Origin of the sequence: Arcicella rosea (assembly GCF_014204325.1) — a bacterium.
Classification (GTDB): domain Bacteria; phylum Bacteroidota; class Bacteroidia; order Cytophagales; family Spirosomataceae; genus Arcicella; species Arcicella rosea_A.
Genome location: NZ_JACHKT010000008.1, coordinates 49,744 through 70,092, shown reverse-complemented (window position 1 = coordinate 70,092; position 20,349 = coordinate 49,744). Strand labels below are relative to the sequence as shown.

Below are 20,349 nucleotides of genomic sequence, written 5' to 3'. Positions count from 1 at the left end.
GCTAGAAAATAGAGAGACGTTGAATGAACAGTGAATTTTCAACCATTTTATTCATACATAAATAACAAAACAATCATGTTAAAACGTCTTTCTATTTTCGCCATTTATTTGTTTATCGCCACTTTTTCGTTTCTTGCTTCTGCCAAGCAACAGCCTGAATATTATGAGATTAGAGTATATAATTTCAAAAATGTAGAGCAGAAAAAAGTAGTTGAAGATTATTTCAAAGACGCTGCCATTCCTGCTTTTAACCGTTTAGGAATTAACCCAGTAGGCGTATTCAACGAAGCTGACCAGAAAGATGGAATTAAATTGTATGTGCTAATTCCTTATAAATCTTTAGACCAATTCAGTAAAATTTCAAGCAAATTGGCTTCTGATGCTGTGTATCAACAAGCAGCAAAAGCTTACTTGGATGCCAACTTCGCTACGCCAGCCTATGAACGTTACGAAAGCTCACTTTCGGTTGCTTTTAAAGATTGGAAAAAAATAATAGCTCCGACAACGTCAGCTCCAAAATCTGAAAGAGTATATGAGTATCGTTTGTACGAAAGCCACAGTGAAACAAAAGGATTAAGTAAAGTTCACATGTTTAATGAAGGTGGAGAAATCAATCTTTTTGTAAGATTAGGTTTTAATCCTGTGTTTTTTGCACAAACTATCATCGGTGGGAAACAGCCAAATTTGGTGTATATGACTACTTTTGACAACAAAGCGTCGAGAGATGAGCATTGGAAAGCTTTCGGAGCAGATTCAGAATGGAACCGTATTAAAGCACTTCCAGAGTATGACCATGCAATGACCAAAGCCGAAATCCATTTCTTGACACCAACGGATTTTTCACAGATTTAAAGGAAAGTTTAGTGTTTATGAGTCTATGAGTTTAAAGTTTATGACTATAAATCGTAGATAAAGTGGAGGAAAAATAATCTCATAAACATTGAACTCATAAACATTGAACTCATAAACATTGAACTCATAAACGCTAAACTCATAAACGCTAAACTCATAAACGCTGAACTCATAAACGCTAAACTCATAAACACTAAACTCATAAACGCTAAACTCGTAAACGCTAAACTCATAAACACTAAACTTACAAACGCTAAACTTACAAACACTAAACTCATAAACGCTAAACTCATAAACACTAAACTCATAAACACTAAACTCATAAACGCTAAACTCATAAACGCTAAACTCATAAACACTAAACTCATAAACGCTAAACTCAAGAAATGCAGGAAATCGCTTTTACGATGAAGCTCAAAAAAGGATTTGAGCAAGAATACAAAAAACGTCACGACGAAATTTGGCCAGAATTATCTGAATTATTGGTAAAATCTGGCATCACCGAATATGCCATTTATTTGGATGAGGCATCTGGAATTTTATTTGCCGTTCAGAAAAGAGTAGATAACCACACGCTTGACGGATTGCCAGAAACCGAAATCATGAAAAAATGGTGGGCATTTATGGGGGATATTATGGATACGAATCCTGATAATTCTCCAGTAGTAAAAGATTTATCTTGCGTGTATAGAATGGCTTAATCGCTAGATTCAACAAGAAAAGCACAGATTTAAGGAAAATCAATGTTAAGATTGATGACTTAATCTGTGCTTTTTTAATGCTTAATTTCGATTAATGTTAAAGAATAAAACGCTGAAAACCAGCGGGTAAATAATTCATCCATCACTCTCAACTATTCATTATATGAAAAACATTAAATTATTACTCTTTTCCCTTGCCTCATTTTTTCTGCAAGACACTTTTGCACAAAGTAAAATCAACCGAAAAGCTTTGGTAGAACGCCATGCGGTTGTAGTCAATAAAATTGATACCTTGGCTTCATTGTCGGTCGGGAATGGCGGTTTCGCTTTTACGACTGATGTTACTGGTTTGCAGACTTTCCCCGATTTTTATGCCAAAGGGATTTCTTTAGGTACACAGTCGGTTTGGGGCTGGCATCGTTTTCCGAATACTGAAAATTATAAAATCGAAGAAACGTTAAAAGAAATCAGCTCGCATGGCAGAAAAGTACCTTATGCCGTTCAAGCTTCAAACAGTGAAAGAGCGAAGGCAGCCAACAATTTCCTTCGTCAAAATCCACATCGTTTGCAATTAGGAAATCTTGGTTTTGAGTTGTTCAAAAAAGATGGTTCAAAAGTAAATCCACAAGATTTAAGTAATATTCATCAAACCTTAAATGTTTACACAGGCGAAATTACCAGTCAGTTTTCGGTAGAAGGTATTCCTGTAAAAGTAATTACAATTGCACATCAACAAAAAGATTTGATTTCAGTAAAAGTACAATCTGACTTATTGAAAACTGGTCAGTTGAAGTATCGTTTACGTTTTCCGTATCCAACAAATCAGTTCACAGATGAAGGGAACAATTGGAAAAATGCTGATAAACACCAATCATCTGTCGTACTTTCTAGCGAAAAATCTTTTGTTTTTAAACATCAATTAAATGATACTGAATATTTTGTAAAGGTCGAGAGTAATCAAGATTCAAAGGTTTTACAAAGCGAAGCACATTATTTTGTGCTGAGTCCAGATACGAAAGAAAGCACTTTGGAATTCAGCGTAATGTTCTCTGAAAAAATTTCAAAAGAAAGTATTCCAAATTTTACTAGCACTTTATTGAGTACAAAAACGGCTTGGAAAACTTTTTGGAGTAATGGTGCTGCGGTTGACTTTACTGGAAGTACCGATTCACGTGCAAAAGAGTTGGAGCGAAGAATTATTTTATCGCAATATCTGACCAAAATACAATGTGCCAATAACGAGCCGCCACAGGAAACAGGTTTGACTTATAATTCTTGGTTTGGAAAGCCACATTTAGAAATGCACTGGTGGCATGGCGTTCATTTTGCTTTGTGGAATCGTACTGATTTGCTTGAAAAAAGTATGGTTTGGTACAAAAAAGTAGCTCCAGAAGCGAAGATTATTGCAGAAAGACAAGGTTTTGAAGGTGTTCGTTGGCAAAAAATGACCGACCCCGATGGGAAAGAAGCACCTTCGTCGGTGGGGGCATATTTACTTTGGCAACAACCACATTTTATTACTTTTGCTGAGTTGGCTTATCGTAAGCATCAAACCAAAGCGACTTTAGAAAAGTATAAAGAATTGGTTTTTAAAACTGCCGAATTTATGGCTTCTTACGCTTACTTCGACCCAGAAAAAGGTCGATATATTTTGGGTAAAGGCGTAATTCCTGCTCAAGAGCGTTTTAAACCTGAAGATACTTTTAACCCGACTTATGAATTGGCTTATTGGCAATGGGCTTTATCAACAGCACAAATTTGGCGTGAACGTTCGGGTTTAAAAAGAAATGAAAAATGGGATGACGTTTTGAAAAAACTATCACCTTTGCCTGTACAAGATGGCGTTTATTTGGCTACAGAAAATGCGACAGATTCTTATACGAATCCAGTGTTTTTAACAGACCATCCAAGTGTATTGGGTACTTTCGGAATGTTGCCAGAAAGTAAAATGCTTGATAAAAAAATCATGCAAGATACTTTTGATAAAATCTGGAAGATTTGGCATTGGGATGATACTTGGGGCTGGGATTTCCCGATGGTTGCCATGACTGCCACTCGATTAAACCAACCAGAAAAAGCGATTGACGCTTTGATGATGGACATTAGAACCAACACGTATCTACCTAACGGACATAATTTTCAAGATGCTCGTTTGCGTTTGTATTTACCTGGAAATGGGGGATTATTAGCGGCAGTAGCCATGATGTGTGCAGGCTATGATGGCTGTAAAACAATTAATCCCGGTATTCCTAAAAACGGTAAATGGAAAGTTCGTTGGGAAGGATTTAGAAAATTCTTTTAATGATGAGTTTTGAGTGGTGAATGATGAGTTTTTTAGAATTAGATTCAAAAAAAGAGACTCACTCATTCACAACTCACAATTCACAAATAACAATTATATGAAAAAAACCTTTTTAGCTATTTTATTACTTAGCCAAACACTATGTTCTTTTGCCCAAAAGAACCTGACACTTTGGTACAAACAACCAGCCAGAAACTGGAATGAAGCTTTGCCAATTGGTAATGGACGCATCGGTGCAATGATTTTCGGAAGACCAGCCAATGAATTAATTCAGCTGAATGAGCAAACGCTTTGGTCGGGAAAACCAGTTAATACAAATCCTAATCCAGATGCTCCAAAGTATTTGAAAGAAGTAAGAGAAGCACTTTTTAAGGAAGATTATAAAAAGGCAGAACAACTTACTCACAAATTACAAGGACTTTATTCAGAAGCATATCAACCACTTGGAGATTTACGTTTAGCGCAAAACTTGAAAGGCGAAGTAAGTAATTATTATAGAGATTTAAACATTGCTAATGCCACCGCCAGTACTCGTTTTAAAGTAGGAGATACAGAATTTACTCGTGAGTTTTTTGTATCTGCACCCGCCCAAGTAATGATTATTCGCTTAAAGGCAAGCACTAAAGGAGCATTAAATTTCAAAGCTTCAACCGCAGCACAGCATCCTATTCAAAAAGCAGTTTTTGGTACAAATCAATTAGTAGTTCGTGGTAAAACTCCAGCTCATGCCGACCCGAATTATGTAGGCTATAATCCTAAACCTGTTATTTATGACGATCCAACAGGTTGCGGTGGCGTTCGTTTTGATTGGCGAATCAAAGTGAAATCTACTGACGGCAAAGTAAGTACTGATACTTCTGGAATTTCTATTTCGGATGCTAGTGAAGCTGTGTTGATTATTTCAGTAGGAAGTAGTTTTAATGGTTTTGATAAATGTCCTGATTCAGAAGGAAAAGATGAAAAAGCCATTGCTGAAAAGTATTTACAAGCTGCATTAAATCAAAATGTGGATGTGATGAAAAAGGCTCACATTGCTGATTATCAGCGTTATTTCAATCGTGTAAGCTTTACTTTGAATGGAAATCCAACTGTAGATTTACCAACCGATGAACGTTTAATAAAATATGCAAATGGAGGGAAAGATCCTGCTTTAGAAAGTCTTTACTTTCAATTTGGTCGTTATTTATTGATTTCTTGTTCTCGTCCAGATGGTATTCCTGCCAACTTACAAGGTATTTGGAACAATTCAGTTCGCCCACCTTGGAGTAGTAATTTCACTACCAACATTAATACGGAAATGAATTATTGGATGGTAGAAATGAGTAATCTTTCAGAATTACATACGCCATTATTGAAATGGATTGGCTACATGGCTAAAACAGGTAAAGAAACCACCAAGAATTTTTACAATGCCCGTGGCTGGACGGTTCATCATAATTCTGACATTTGGGGATTGTCAAATCCAGTAGGAGACAAAGGAAAAGGTTCGCCTTCGTGGGCAAACTGGGCAATGGGCGGAGCTTGGTTGAGCCAACACCTTTGGGAACATTATGCTTTTACAGGAGATAAAAACTACCTAAAAAACAAAGCATATCCATTGATGAAAGAAGCGGCTATTTTCTGTGAAGATTGGCTCGTTGAAGATAAAGATGGCTATTTAGTAACAGCCCCTTCTACTTCGCCTGAAAATATTTTTATTACCGAAAAAGGTGAAAAAGGTTCGGTTTCTGTGGCTAGTACGATGGACATGGCGATTATATGGGATTTGTTTACGAATACCATTGAAGCTTCAGAAAAATTGGGTATCGACGAAGCTTTTAGAAAAGAATTGATTGCCAAAAAAGCGAAACTTTATCCTTTGCACATTGGTAAAAAAGGAAATTTACAAGAATGGTATAAAGATTGGGAAGACGAAGACCCACAACACAGACACGTTTCGCATTTGTTTGCTTTACATCCAAGTCGCCAGATTTCGCCATTGCGTACGCCTGAGTTCTCAAATGCAGCAAAGAAAACCTTGGAAATTAGAGGAGACGATGGAACAGGTTGGAGTAAATCTTGGAAGATAAACTTTTGGGCAAGATTACACGATGGAAACCATGCTTATAAATTAGTGCGTGACTTATTGAAACTAACAGGGATGGAAGGTACAAACTATACAAATGGAGGAGGTACTTATCCAAATTTATTCTGTGCGCATCCACCTTTCCAAATAGATGGTAATTTCGGTGGTACTTCTGGCATTTCAGAAATGGTAGTTCAAAGTCATGATGGTTTGGTTAATATTTTGCCAGCTATTCCAGACGATTGGCAAGATGGTGAAATCAAAGGAATGAAAGCCCGTGGAGGTTTTGAAATAGACATTACTTGGAAAAATAAACAAGTAACGCAATTAGTAATTCGTTCGTCGATAGGCGGAAATTGCATTATCAAAACACCAAATAGCCTAAAGTTAGTAGGAAACCAAAGCTTGAAAAAAGCTAAATTATTTGATGCTTATGAGTTCCAAACTGTTAAAGGCGGCGTTTATGTGTTAAAAAGTTTGTAAGTAATCTTTAATATGGCAGGCATGAAACTAAATCATGCCTGCTGTTTTATTTTAAAGCCTTTCCTTAGATTCTTCTCCCAAATTTTCGATGTAATGGTCAACTTGTTTCATTGAACGGGCATCTTGTTTAATGTAATAGCCATCTTGTTTCATTGAACGAGCATCTTGTTTGATGCAATTGTCATCTTGTTTCATTGAACGAGCATATTGTTTGATGTAATGGTCATCTTGTTTCATTGAATGAGCATATTGTTTGATGTAATGGTCATCTTGTTTCATTGAATGAGCATATTGTTTGATGTAATGGTCATCTTGTTTCATTGAACGAGCATCTTGTTTGATGAAATGGTCATCTTGTTTCATAGAATTAGTATCTTGTTCGATGCAATTGTCATCTTGTTTGATGTAATTGCCATCTTGTCACATCCTAAAAAAGCTTGACAGTATTTTGGGTTAAAACTAAATGTTTTAGTCCTCACCACGCTTCACCACAGATGAATTTCGAACAATCAATTCTGTATATAATTTAAAAGTTTGATAGCTTTTAGGCAGTTTTGAAGTATTCTCAATTAAATCAAATAATAATGCTGCTGAACGTTTGCCCATATCCAAAGCGGGTTGTACAATGGTACTGAGCGATGGTGCTAAAAGGGACGCTACTTTTAAATTAGTAAAACCTATCAATGCTATATCTTCTGGAATTTTGATACTCCTTTTTTGTAATGTACTTAAACAACCCAAAGCCAATCTATCACTTGCGGTAAAAATGGCATCAGGAGGCGTTTCGTTGGAGAAAAGTTGGTCTATCACAAATTCAATATCTTGTAAACCATAATTACAATATTTCAACAAAGATTCATCTACAGGAATATTATACTTCTCTAAAGCTGCCAAGTACCCTTTTACTCTTTCTTTTGTGATAGATAAATAAGGCGACGCAGCAATATGTGCAATCCTTTTTCTTCCTGTTTTAATTAGATGTTCTGTTCCATTAAACGAACCTTCAAAATTATCAGAAATCACTTTATGGGTATCTATTTCATCTGAAATACGGTCGAATAGCACAATGGGCAATCCTTTGTCATGCAAGTTTTTTAGGTGTTCAACATTGGTCGTTTGTCCTGAAAGCGAAATCAATAAACCATCCACACGTCTTGAAGTAATATGCTGTGTATTAATTACTTCTCGTTCATAAGATTCATGACTTTGGAAGATAACTACTTGATAACCTTTGTTATAAGCAATGTCTTCAATGCCGTTAATGGCTTGCGAGAAAAATGGATTATCAATTTCAGGAACGATTACACCAATAGACCTACTTTTATTTTCCTTTAAACTTAATGCAATTGGGTTGGGTTGATAATTGAATTTTTCGGCATACTCCATCACCAAACGTTTAGTCTCAGGATTAATTTCATGACTTCCTCTTAATGCTCTCGAAACGGTTGAAGTCGAGAGATTTAAGGCTTTGGCAATATCTTTAATTGTTATATGTTCCAAAATGCTGTTTCTTTGAATTGTACAAATTTTTTCTTCCCTTTTTCTGCTGCTACTTTTCTGTTTTTACTTAAATCTTGTTGGTAAAAAGCAATGGCTTCTTATCAACTAAATATAAATTTACATTAATGGCAACGTTCCCGAAAAGATTTGGGAAAAATATTCAATAAAATGTTTGTATCCTTCTACTTTAAGAGATATGTTTAACTAAGCCTTTATACTTAGCAAGAAATAATATAAAATGCTAATTCTTGAAATAATCTAGTTATCTATTTTCTCGAATTTGTTTTTTGAGGATAATTTTTTCAAAAATCTATCTGATACCATAAGGTAAAAATAGCCTAAAGTTACTTATACGTTGAGAATCATTTTTTTGAAATCAAGTAAAAGTAAAGTGTTTTTCTCTTTAATGGAAAGCATGATTAATGTCCTTTTTCAGATGAAACAGTGCATGTTAATCAAAGTTTTTACAGTCTAATCCCAAAAACATGAACAAGACGATTGGTAAATACCGTTGGCAAATAGTGGCTCTACTCTTTTTTGCTACTACCATCAATTATTTAGACCGACAAGTGATTGGTCTTTTGAAACCAACTTTAGAAAAACAATTTAGTTGGACAGAAACTGATTATAGCAGAATAGTAATTGCCTTTCAGGCGGCTTATGCACTTAGTTTGATGGTTTTTGGTGGGATTATTGATAAAATTGGTACAAAATTAGGCTATACTATTTCGGTAATTATGTGGAGTATCGCAGCCATTGCACATGCTTTTGCCAAAAGTACTTTTGGTTTTGGTTTAGCAAGAGCTGCCTTGGGTTTGGGTGAAGCAGGAAACTTTCCAGCGGCAATCAAAGCAACAGCTGAATGGTTTCCTAAAAAAGAAAGGGCTTTAGCAACAGGAATTTTTAATTCTGGTGCTAACATTGGTGCAGTAGTTGCACCCATCATGGTGCCTTGGATTTTGGGTGCTTATGGTTGGGAAATGGCTTTTGTCATTACTGGTGGAATAGGCTTTGTTTGGTTGGTTTTCTGGATTATTTATTATGAAATTCCATCGAAACACAAGAAATTAGAAAAGGCAGAATATGAGTATATTCATAGTGATGCCGAACAAGTAAATGCCAATGAAAAGCCTGTAGCTTGGTTGAAACTTTTTGGAATCAGACAAACCTACGCTTTTGTATTTGGAAAAATGTTGACTGACCCAATTTGGTGGTTTTTCTTGTTCTGGTTGCCTTCGTATTTTTCAACAACCTTTAATCTGGATTTGAAAAAACCAAGTTTGCCTTTGATTTTGGTTTATACAGCAACAACTATCGGAAGTATTGGCGGCGGGTATTTATCTGGTTACTTTATCAAAAAAGGCTGGGCAATTCCGAAAGCTAGAAAAGTATCAATGTTTATTTTTGCTCTTTGTGTGGTGCCAATTATGGCTGCTCGTTATGCAACAAATATTTGGGAAGCCGTCGCATTAATCAGTATTGCGGCAGCAGCACATCAGGCTTGGAGTGCCAATATTTACACGGTGGCTTCGGATATGTTTCCTAAAAAAGCAATTAGTTCAGTGATTGGTATTGGTGGAATGGCGGGTTCAGTAGGAGGAATGATTTTCCCGATTATTGTAGGTTCGTTACTTGATTCTTATAAAGCCGTTGGCGATATTAATTCAGGTTATAATATTATCTTTTTACTTTGTGGAAGTGCTTATATTTTAGCGTGGGCTATTATGCACTTTTTCGCACCAAAGAACGAACAAGTTGAAATTTAAGTAATGGAGGAATTGGACGAATGGTGATTTAGTGAATGAGTGGTTTAGCGGTTAATAATTTATAAATCAATTAATTACTCATTTTAATTTTGTCGTTTGACTGATTACTGAACAAAACTGTTTTAATAGACCAAAATGTTTTGTTGTTTATCTCAAATAAAATGTAGTGGCAACTCTTGCAGTTGCCTCGAATGAAACGGCAACCGCAAGGGGTGCCGCTACCGCAAATTATTAGTTAAAAAACATTTTGAACATATATTTAATCCTTCGTACAGTATTAACTCAAAATTCAGTAGCGTTCCTCAAACATAATTATTTAATAAAAAATGCAAAGAAAACCTTTTTTTACCCTTCCAATTTTTAGCAAGTACTTTGTAATTCTTGCTGGGATTTGTCTTTTCTTTCTATCGAATACTTCTTTGGCACAAATGAAGTGGTCGGAAAGGATGGCGGATATTATGCTAGATGTTCATAAAGATTCTATCACTTATAAAGAAGAAGGAAAACGTGCTCGTTGGGATTATGAACAAGCCATCATTTTAAAAGCCATTGAAAGAGTATGGTATCGTACTGGTGATGCTAAATATTATCGTTTCATTTTAAACAATATGGATTCTTATGTAAACGATAAAGGCGAAATCAAAACTTATAAATACGATAATTTTAATTCTGATAATATTACGGGTGGACGTTCTTTGGTAATGCTTTACCGTGAGTCTGGCAAAGAAAAATTCAAATTGGCGGCAGATTTATTAAGAAAACAAATTTCGGAACAACCTCGTACTAAAGAAGGTGGTTTCTGGCATAAACAAATTTATCCAAACCAAATGTGGTTAGATGGTTTGTATATGGTAGAACCTTTCTATGCTGAGTACAGTGCAGCCTTTAATCAGCCTCAGAATTTTGATGATATAGCTAACCAATTTATTTGGATGGAGAGAAATGCCCGTGATCCAAAAACGGGTTTACTCTATCATGGATACGACGAAAGCCGTGAACAAAAATGGGCAGATAAAACTACTGGTCGCTCGCCAAATTTCTGGGGAAGATCAATCGGTTGGTACATCATGGCCTTAGCTGATGTGTTGGATACTTTTCCGAAAGAGCATCCAAAACGCAATGAATTAATAGGAATTTATCAAAGATTGGTTGCTGCAATTGTGAAATTCCAAGACCCTAAAGAAGGTTGTTGGTATCAAGTTGTGGATAAACTGAATGGCAAAGGTAATTATTTAGAAGCTTCGGGTTCTTCAATGATGGTTTATGGTTTGGCAAAAGGTGTTAGAATGGGTTATATCGATAAATCATACTCTTTGAATGCCAAAAAAGGATATGATGGAATTTTAAGAAACTTTATTTCAACAGAAAGTAACGGAATCAATCACTTAGAAAAAGTAGTGTTAGTAAGTGGTTTGGGCGGAAACCCGTACCGTGATGGTAGTTATGAATATTACTTGAAAGAACCAATTCGTCGTGATGATTTAAAAGGAATGGCTCCATTTATCATGGCAAGTGTTGAAATGGAAATTGCTGATGATTTAGCGGTTGGAAAAGGTAAAAAAGTAGGTTTAGATAATTACTTCAATCACGAGATGCGTACTACTCGTGAAGGTATCACAGAACCTTATCACTATACTTGGTATGATGGAAAAGACTCTGGATTCTCGTTATTAGGAAGTATTTTTGAAAACTATGGTGCTGAATTAAAAACAGTTTCAACTGCACCAAGAGCCAATACTTTGAAAGGTTTGGATGTATATATCATCGTTGACCCAGATACTAAAAAAGAAACACCAAATCCTAATTTTGTAGATGCACAAGACATTGCAGCCATTGAAAATTGGGTAAAAGCTGGTGGAAATTTAGTATTAATGGCAAACGATTCTGCCAATGTAGAATTACCTCATTTCAATAAATTAGCCGCTAGATTTGGTATTCAGTTTACTGGAAAGAGTATTAACATGGTGAAAAATAATGTGTATGAACAAGGCAAAGTAACGATTCCTGCGGATCACAGTATTTTTAAAGATGTTAGCAAAGTATTTGTGAAAGAGCTATCAGTTTTATCGGTAAAAGCACCTGCAAAAGCTGTTGTAACCGAAGGAAATGATAATATTATGGCGGTTGCTAAAGTTGGTAAAGGAACTGTTTTTGCCATCGGAGACCCTTGGATTTACAATGAATACTTAAACGGAAAACGTTTACCAATGGAGTTTGAGAACTTCAAAGCGGCAAAAAACTTGGCCGTTTGGTTATTAAAAAAAGATAGTATAAAAAAGTAATTTATAAACCTTGAACTAATGAAAACATTATTGATGTTGAGTACCATTTTATTGGGAACTGTTGGGCTTAGTCAAGCACAATCTGACGAAGATGCTAAAGTTGCTGCTGCGGTAGAAACTTTCAGAAAAGCTGTGGTTGATGCTGACAAAGCTACTTTAGAGAAAATACTTGATGAAGACTTGAGCTACGGGCATTCAGGCGGAAGTTTAGAAGGAAAAGCCCATTTAATCGAAACGTTGATGAATGGAGACTCAGACTTTAAAACGATGGATTTGACAGAACAAACCATTAAAGTATTTGGAAAAACTGCTATTGTTCGTCATAAATTATATGCAGAAACTAACAATCGTGGTGTTGCTGGAACTGTGAAACTTGGGATTTTATTGGTATTTCAAAAAACAAAAAATGATTGGAAATTAATCGCTCGTCAAGCGGTGAAGATTTAATCCATAAAATAAGTTTTACTGTTAAAAAAAGGTTTGGATGGAAGTCTAAACCTTTTTTATTGACTTTAAGCTGAAAAGCTAAAAATCTTGTATTAGTTTTGGCACGCTATTTGTCTTTTCTGCGGTGAATATTACATAGACAAAATCGACTAATATATTCAACAGACAATGTTTACTTTGAAGTAATGAACAACCAAATCCCTAAAATACGTTTGCTTTTATTTGTGTTTTTTATTTTCACATTTGGGAATTTGTATGCTCAAACTAAACTTAAAGCGGCTAATTATCAGTTTGAAAAACTGAGTTATCTGGAAGCCATTCGACAATATGAGGATTTTTTAAAAGAAAATAAAGACCCCAAAGTCAAACTAGAAGTCTTAAAAAAACTAGCTTTTTCCTACCGAAAAATACAGGATACTCGTAATGCAGAAAGAGTATTTTCAAATTTAATCAAAGATTTTCCTGATGTTGAAAGTGAGCAATATTTGTATTATGCTCAGGCATTGGCTTCCAATCAAAAATATCGTGAGTCGCAAAAATATTACTCTTTGTACGGAGAAAAACAAAAAGCCGATTTAAGAGGTAAACGATTTACAATTTCGTACATGGATATGAGTCACTTCTACCGTGATTCATCTTCTTACAAAGTAGAATACTTATCTATTAATTCTCGTCAAGCAGATTTTAGCCCGATGTACTACAATGGCGGTTTGGTTTTTTCCTCTGCTCGTGATGAAGCAGGAATTATCAAACGTGTTTTTGGTTGGAATCAAACACCATTTTTGAATCTGTATTTTGTTCCAGATACTGCTCTTTTATCTTCCAAAATGGGTTTACAATCTGCTGCAGCTTTGGGTGGAATGTCTGCAAGTAATAATGAAATACTTGTGCAGGAATCGCCTTTATCCAAGATTGAGGATTTTAGTAGAATTCTAAACACAAAGTATCACGAAGGGCCAGTAAGTTTTTTCAAAGATGGCAAGAAAATCATTTTTTCCCGAAATAATTACAACAAAGGCAGAGCCAGAGAATCAAAAGATGGTACAAATCGCTTGAAATTATATTCAGCTAATTTGAACAAGGAAAGCTGGAGTGAAGTAAAAGAATTACCCTTTAATAATGACGAATTTTCGTGTGGGCATCCTGCTTTAAATGCAGATAATACAAAAATGTACTTCGTCTCGGATATGCCAGGAGGTTTTGGCGGAACTGATATTTATGTTGTTGAATACAATAATGGTAAGTGGGGAAAACCTGTGAATGTGGGCAGAGAAATCAATACCGAAGGCAATGAAATGTTTCCATTTGTGGATGAAAACGATAATTTATACTTTGCCTCAGATGGTCATGAAGGTTTAGGCGGTTTGGATATTTTCTTTGCCGAATACAAAGATGGAAAATTCAGTGAAAATGTTGTGAATGTTGGCGCACCTTTGAACTCTGAAAAAGACGATTTCGGACTGATTACAGATGGAGGTAGAAACTCAGGTTACTTCTCTTCTAACCGAAAAAAGGGAATTCATGACGATAATATTTATAGTTTCAAAAAAGAATGTCATCCACTCAATATCGTCGTTTATGATGCTTTGACCAAATTGCCTTTGGCAGATGTGGACATTAGAAGTGTAATCAACGGAGAGAATCAAGAATTGAAAATGACCAATTCAGAAGGTTTGATGTCAATCTGTTTACAATCACTTTCTGAATATGAATTTAAAGCCATTAAAGAAGGCTATTTGATGAATGCAATTACTTTTTCTACTAGGAGTAATACGGCTCAAAATACAACTTTAGCTATTTATCTTGAAAAATCGAATACTTCTGTTTTGAAAGGAATAGTGAAGTCTGAAGTAAATCAAAAACCGATTGCAGGCGTACAAGTAACCTTAGAAAACCAGAAAGATAAAACCAGACAAACCGTAATTACAGGAGAAGATGGTGGCTATGAATTTGCAGTAAAGCCTGATACAGAAAATAAATTAATCGCTGAAAAGGACGATTATGCTACCAATAATGAAGTAATTAAAAGTGCTTCTCCACTTCCGAATGTACAGAAAATGTACGCAAAAGGAGATGTGATTAGACTTAAAAATATTTATTATGATAGAGATAAATTCTTCATTCGAACAGATGCTGCTCATGAATTAGCAATGACGATTTTGCCAATTTTACAAAAATATCCAAGTATGAAAGTTGAGATTCGTTCGCATACAGATTCACGTTCAAGTGCGAGTTACAACTTAGAATTATCACAAAAAAGAGCTAAAGCTGTAGTAGATTTTTTAGTTGAAAATGGGATAGATACGAGTAGATTAATGGCTAGAGGCTATGGCGAAACTGAGCCAATTAACGAATGTGTAGATGGCGTTTCTTGTAGCGAAGAACAGCATCAAGAAAACAGAAGAACAGAGTTTAAGATTTTATCGGTGAAGTAATTTTATTGATTTTACCCTTGAAATAATACCCAAAGCCAACAATTATTCATGTTGACTTTGGGTATTATTTTTAATCATTTTTTGCACCCGCATCAATCCATTTTTTTACAACAGCTAATTGGCAATCTGTTAGTTTTCCGATGGGTGGCATTGGCGAATAGCCCGTTAAGTTATTGATTGCTCCAGATAGTCTTTTATTATCTACATAAATCTTTACGCTGGCATAGCTTTCAAGATTTACTCCTCCAGAAATAGAACCCGTTTTGTGGCATCCTAAACAATTAGTAGCTAGTAAAGGCAAAATTGTTTTTGAAAAAGTAACATTTTGAGTATCAACTACAACAGCACAATCTACATTTTTTGCTCCTTGAGTAATCCATTTGGCTATCATATCTGTTTGAACTTTGGATAAAGCTTGGGAAGGAGCTGGTGGCATCCTATCCTCATCCGTTTTAATCATTACAGTATAAAGTTTACTTTTACTAGGACTGCCAGCGGTAATTCCTTTTTGCACAATCTTGGCGTATGAGGTAAATTCATAACCATCTGCACGTGTTTTAGCATCGTGACAGCCACTAGTTGCACAATTACTTACAAAAAAAGGAAGAATTTGTGTATTGAAACAAACTGAATCTCCTTTAGCAACATTGGAGGTTGCATTTCCACAATTATTGGTACTTGGATTTGTAGTATTGCCTGAAGTATTATCAGTTGGATTTGTCGGTGTTATAATAGCTGTTGGTGAAGGGTCACCTTTTGTGTTTTTACATGCAACTATGTACATGCTAAACACACAAAATATCAGGATAAATTTCAAATTTTTCATAAAGTAAATTTATAACTTAAATTAATAATACGCATTTATTTTAAGTTTTTTCAGAGTTAAAAGAATAGATTAAAAATGCCACTTTATTTCAGGTTTCAAGTTAAGGATATACTGCTTTAAAGGTAAATCAAGCACAAAGCTATCTACCGTTTATTATAGTTGGGTTCAATCCAAAATGAAGCATTATGGGTAAAATCTATTGCTGCACCAAAAGTTTTAGGATTATTTGATACAAATTTTACAAAAGCTATAGTATTCTATCATCTATCAACAGAATACTTCATTCTTAGAAAAATTCTTTGGAATACGTATTAGATTGAAACAGTAAGGCTATTTTGAATCAATTTGGCATGGTTTTGGCTAGTTTTTAAAGATTAATAGATTAGTTTCGTCTTGAAAGTACAAAGATTTCTTAGAACGAAGTATGTATTCAGCATATAAAAAATCTTATTTAATAGTATTCATAATTTCTGCTTGATACATTTTTATGATATTTTTCAATTTGATAAAAAAAGCTAAAGTATTCGAAAAAAGGTTGTTGAATACCTTTTTTGAGAAGATTTTGCTCAGTAATAGTGTTTTTACGAGCATCATTGTTTTGCTATTGTTTTTTTTATTGATTAATAGAAGTGAAGCATCATTTAGTGGCATAAGATATTTTAATTCTAATACTCCAAAGTATAACGCTAAAAGTGAGGCTGTTCCCTCTGAAGTAGCTTTGAAATGGGGAGAAATGTCTTTAAAAACAATGAAAGACACGCCTGGAGGTTCTCCAACTTATGGTTCTCGTTCATTGGGATATTTGGGTTTAACGATGTATGAATGTGTAGTAGCAGGAATTACAAAGAAAAAATCTTTAGCAGGAACATTAAAAGGATTAAACGAATTACCCAAGCCAGTAAAAGGACAAGTTTATAATTGGGTACTCTCATTGAATGCAGGGCAAGCTTTTCTTTTGAAAAAACTTTATCAGCAATCTGACCCCCAAAATATTAGTAGAATAGATTCTCTTGAAGAAGCTATCTATCAAAATGAACTTAAAACAACAGATGAGAAAGTAGCTGTACATTCAAAATTATTTGGTCAGTCAATCGCAGAAGCGATTTTTGAGTGGTCAAAAACGGATGGAGGATTTGAAGGATATAAAAGAAATTTTGATAGTACTTATAAAATGCCCGTAGGAAAAGGATTATGGAAAGCTCCTACTAGAGGACAATCGGCAGTGGCGATGCCATTGCATCCACATTGGGGGAAAAACAGAACTTTTGCACCCTCGAATAGTGTGTTGCCAATACCTGAAATGATTAAATACGACTTTAAGCCTGATTCTAAATATTATGCTTATATGTACGAAGTTTATACTAAACGTAAAACATTAACGCAAGAGGAAAAAGAAATTGCCAATTGGTGGGGAGATGATCCTTCTCAAACATTTTCACCTCCTGGACACTCTTATAATCTAGCTAATTTAGCTGTAAAAACTGCTAAACCAGATTTGTTCAAAGCTGCTGAAACTTATGCCAAAGTAGGAATGGCAGTAGCAGATGCTTTTATTAATTGCTGGAAAATAAAGTTTATTTATAATGCAGAAAGACCTTTTTCTTTTATTTATTACAATATTGATAGAAATTGGAGTTTGTATTGGCCAGAACCACCGTTTCCAGCCTATTATTCAGGGCATGCAGTACAAAGTGCAGCTACAGCAACTGTTTTAACAGCATTATACGGAACAAGTTTTAAATTCATTGATGATTCACACGTTGGCAGACCAAGAGATGAAGAAAGGTTGGTAGAATATAAAGCAAGAAGTTTTAACTCATTTTGGGAAGCGGCTCAAGAATCTGCCATGTCACGCTTATATGGAGGAATTCATACTCGTCAAGATAATGAAGTAGGTTTAATAGAAGGGAAAAAAATAGGTAGTAATATAAATTCATTACCTTGGAATATCATCAAAAAATAAGCTTTAACTGTATTAATTAAACATATTGAGGGAACAAATACAATCATAAAATGATGAAAAATCTTAACTCATGGTTAATAAAAGTATTCAACACTTTGTTTGACCTTTGCCTATCAACAAAAATGGTTGGCATATTTCCCCGACAAAACATAAATAATCAAGTTATGATAATGCCTTTACGTTTTCTTGAAAAAATGCCATCAGTGAGTGTGTTTAGAAATATTCTTACCTTTTTGATGCTGTTGTTTTTAAGTTTTTCTTCATTATACCTGAAAGCTCAAAATGCCCCAATCGGATGTGATAAAACATATATGATTGTGGGTGTTGTACCAGTTTCAGGGGATAAAGCTTTAACACGTTCTGAAGTATTTGAATTTGGAAGTGGTAGTACAAGTAATCCAAATACTGGGGCAATAACATGTTCAATTCAGGGAGGTGGTGCAGAAGGGATTGTAGTAGATCCAGACAAGAACATTGCTTACATGGCTACTTGTTGTGGACAGTCAGAGATTGTAATTTATGATTTTTCAAAAGGAGTTTTTCTAGCTCCTATACCAATTGCAGGGGAAGATTTATTAGATCTTGTGATGTCTCCCGATAAGAATTTTTTGTATGTTACAAGCTATAACGGAATATCAAAAGTAAGTACTATCACAAATACTGTAGTAGATTATTATGAATCGCCAAGTTTCAATAACAAAACGGCTGGATTATGGGGAATTGCAATTCATCCAACTACAGGAAATGTTTATGTAAGTAAGAACTGGAATATAACGGGTCAAGCAAGTACAATTGAATATGTATCACCTTCACTTACAGGTGCTGCTACATTATTGGCAACTGCTCCTGCAGGTTTTAATTATAGAGGAATAAACTTTGCAAATGATGGTAGTATTTGGGCTATCTTGGCGAGTGATAACATAAATATAGCTGACCGTATGGTTCATTATAATAGTTTAACGGGTGCCATAATTGAATCTTATGCATTTCCAAGACCGACTTTAAACGCAGGAATAATAAGTGGGGCAGTCGATGCTTTTGATTTGGCTTTTGGTCCAGACGGAAATCTCTATATTACAAGTTACAAGGGTGATTGTGTTACAAAGTTTGATTTAACCACTAAAGGATTTAGCACCTTTATTCCTTATCATCCTGGCGTTCAGGGTAAATCTATTGCTTTTGTTTGTGGTAATTTAAAATGTAGTGACTGTGATGCCCCAGCGATAAGTATTAATGATATAACTACAACGCTTGGTACTTGTACTAACTTTATACCAAACAATAACGGAACGGCAACGCTTTCTAACCTTCTATATAATGCAACAAAAACTATTGAAGCAAGTATCAAAGAAGGTGAAACTTTCGGAACTGCCCCTATTTTTGGAGCAGGAGCAAACCTCTTATTAACGCCTGGAGCAACATCATTAACGTTTACGGGTTTAAAGCCTGCTACAAAATATACAATTCGTATTTGGAGTGGCTCAGATGTTTGTTTTAATGATGTTACTTTTACAACTCCTGCTTTTAGTTCTAAGGTATCAAGTTCAACGGGTTCAATACTTTGCGGCCCTGGAATTACTTCATTGTCGGCTACTTGTGCAGTTGGGGTTCCTCAGTGGTATAATTCATTGACATCTAATACGGTAATAGGTTCTGGAAATACATTTTCATTCAATGCCTCTTCTACCATTACTTTTTTTGTAGGTTGTAAGCCAATAGAAAATAGCTGTGGTGTATTTCCTGCAAATCGTACTGCTGTAACCATTTCTGTTAATACAACTCCTGCTGCGCCTTCGCAATCAACGGTGGCTGGTGGCTTAGTTTGTGGTGCTGGAAGCCTTGGTTTAAAAGCAACTTGTGCGGCTGGGTTTGTGCCAGTATGGTATGACTCACAGATTTCATCAACAGTTTTGCGTACAGGAAGCCCATTTAATGTACCTGTAACTGCTACTAAAACCTACTTTGTTGCTTGTAAAGATTTAATAAGCGGTTGTGAATCGCCTGCTGGAAGTAGAGCTTCAGCAACGGCTACTTTTAATCCAGTTCCTAATCCAATTATTACCACTTCTACTTCTCCAGTTTGTGCTGGTACAAATGTTACTCTTTCTGTTACTCCAGCTAATGCTACTTATGCGTGGACGGGACCAAATGGTTTTACTTCATCCTTACAAAATATTCAGTTTAATAATATTCAAGCTAATCAAGGAGGTATTTATGAAGTAGAAGTAAGTAATGGTTTATGTTCTGCTAATACATTGATTAATTTGGTTGTGTTTGACAGACCATTAGGAATAACTGCTACTGCTACAAATGCTACTTGCGACCAAGATTTGGTTAAAAATGATGGTACCATAAAGCTGACGGGGTTTGGTTCAAATTTAAGATATGATATTAGCCTAGGTACTACATACACTGGCGGGAAATTATATGCTACTTCAACGGCAATACCTGTAAATGGTGTACTTAGGGCTGATGTTCCGAATCCAACTATTGTTCTTCAGCAATATACAGTTCGAGTATTCAATGCCAATGACTGTTTTACTGATCATGTAGTTGCTATTCAGCAAGTTGTCTGTGATTGTGGTGTGGCTAGGTGTATTCCATATACTGTCACAAAAACTAAATCGGCAATCAAAAAAGAATTGATTCGTACAACAGATTAATTGAAATAAATCAAAAGAAAAGAGGCTGAATTTACTTTTGTAGATTCAACCTCTTTTCTTTTGA

At 35.2% G+C, this 20,349-nt stretch carries 14 protein-coding genes; 11 read left to right on the top strand and 3 right to left on the bottom strand.

Translation table 11 applies throughout. The annotated features are described in order from the left end of the window. Positions 1-75: 75 nt before the first annotated feature. The 5 genes from HNP25_RS07310 (at position 76) to HNP25_RS07290 (ending at position 6,403) form a co-directional block, all read left to right on the top strand. On the top strand, positions 76-852 hold the full coding sequence (locus tag HNP25_RS07310; protein ID WP_184132628.1) for an NIPSNAP family protein: 777 nt from the start codon (positions 76-78) through the stop codon (positions 850-852). A gap of 57 nt (positions 853-909) precedes the next feature. Beyond that, positions 910-1,263 carry a pentapeptide repeat-containing protein gene (locus tag HNP25_RS22055; protein WP_184132840.1) on the top strand — a complete coding sequence of 118 codons (354 nt, stop codon included), beginning with the start codon at positions 910-912 and terminating at the stop codon, positions 1,261-1,263. Next, the gene (rhaM, locus tag HNP25_RS07300) at positions 1,239-1,553 is read left to right on the top strand and encodes an L-rhamnose mutarotase (RefSeq protein WP_184132625.1); all 315 of its coding nucleotides are present in this window, start codon (positions 1,239-1,241) and stop codon (positions 1,551-1,553) included. Before HNP25_RS22055 ends, rhaM begins: the two co-directional genes overlap by 25 nt. A gap of 163 nt (positions 1,554-1,716) precedes the next feature. Continuing rightward, complete coding sequence (locus HNP25_RS07295) at positions 1,717-3,855, top strand: hypothetical protein (RefSeq protein ID WP_184132622.1); 2,139 nt, start codon at positions 1,717-1,719, stop codon at positions 3,853-3,855. Between the two features lie 97 nt (positions 3,856-3,952). Further along, complete coding sequence (locus tag HNP25_RS07290; protein ID WP_184132619.1) at positions 3,953-6,403, top strand: glycoside hydrolase family 95 protein; 2,451 nt, start codon at positions 3,953-3,955, stop codon at positions 6,401-6,403. Between the two features lie 51 nt (positions 6,404-6,454). Here the strand turns inward: HNP25_RS07290 and HNP25_RS07285 are convergent, their stop codons facing one another. Beyond that, positions 6,455-6,766, bottom strand: coding sequence for a hypothetical protein (locus tag HNP25_RS07285; RefSeq protein ID WP_184132617.1), 312 nt, complete (start codon positions 6,764-6,766; stop codon positions 6,455-6,457). 105 nt (positions 6,767-6,871) lie between these two features. Then, positions 6,872-7,903 (bottom strand): LacI family DNA-binding transcriptional regulator, encoded by a 1,032-nt coding sequence (locus HNP25_RS07280; RefSeq protein ID WP_184132614.1) that lies wholly within the window; start codon positions 7,901-7,903, stop codon positions 6,872-6,874. A gap of 485 nt (positions 7,904-8,388) precedes the next feature. On the opposite strand from HNP25_RS07280, the gene HNP25_RS07275 reads away from it, so the two are divergent. The 4 genes from HNP25_RS07275 to HNP25_RS07260 all read left to right on the top strand — a co-directional run bounded on the left by HNP25_RS07275 (position 8,389) and on the right by HNP25_RS07260 (position 14,833). Further along, the gene (locus HNP25_RS07275; protein WP_184132611.1) at positions 8,389-9,669 is read left to right on the top strand and encodes an MFS transporter; all 1,281 of its coding nucleotides are present in this window, start codon (positions 8,389-8,391) and stop codon (positions 9,667-9,669) included. Between the two features lie 326 nt (positions 9,670-9,995). After that, positions 9,996-11,951, top strand: coding sequence for a glycoside hydrolase family 88 protein (locus HNP25_RS07270; protein WP_310587162.1), 1,956 nt, complete (start codon positions 9,996-9,998; stop codon positions 11,949-11,951). Between the two features lie 18 nt (positions 11,952-11,969). Next, on the top strand, positions 11,970-12,398 hold the full coding sequence (locus HNP25_RS07265) for a nuclear transport factor 2 family protein (RefSeq protein ID WP_184132608.1): 429 nt from the start codon (positions 11,970-11,972) through the stop codon (positions 12,396-12,398). A gap of 185 nt (positions 12,399-12,583) precedes the next feature. Next, positions 12,584-14,833, top strand: coding sequence for an OmpA family protein (locus HNP25_RS07260; RefSeq protein ID WP_184132605.1), 2,250 nt, complete (start codon positions 12,584-12,586; stop codon positions 14,831-14,833). A gap of 70 nt (positions 14,834-14,903) precedes the next feature. Here the strand turns inward: HNP25_RS07260 and HNP25_RS07255 are convergent, their stop codons facing one another. Beyond that, on the bottom strand, positions 14,904-15,617 hold the full coding sequence (locus HNP25_RS07255; protein WP_184132602.1) for a cytochrome c family protein: 714 nt from the start codon (positions 15,615-15,617) through the stop codon (positions 14,904-14,906). Between the two features lie 775 nt (positions 15,618-16,392). Between HNP25_RS07255 and HNP25_RS07250 the strand changes: the two genes are divergently transcribed. Both HNP25_RS07250 and HNP25_RS07245 read left to right on the top strand, forming a co-directional pair. Further along, positions 16,393-17,622 carry a vanadium-dependent haloperoxidase gene (locus HNP25_RS07250; RefSeq protein ID WP_229202814.1) on the top strand — a complete coding sequence of 410 codons (1,230 nt, stop codon included), beginning with the start codon at positions 16,393-16,395 and terminating at the stop codon, positions 17,620-17,622. 170 nt (positions 17,623-17,792) lie between these two features. After that, positions 17,793-20,285 carry an Ig-like domain-containing protein gene (locus HNP25_RS07245; protein WP_184132596.1) on the top strand — a complete coding sequence of 831 codons (2,493 nt, stop codon included), beginning with the start codon at positions 17,793-17,795 and terminating at the stop codon, positions 20,283-20,285. Positions 20,286-20,349: the final 64 nt, after the last annotated feature.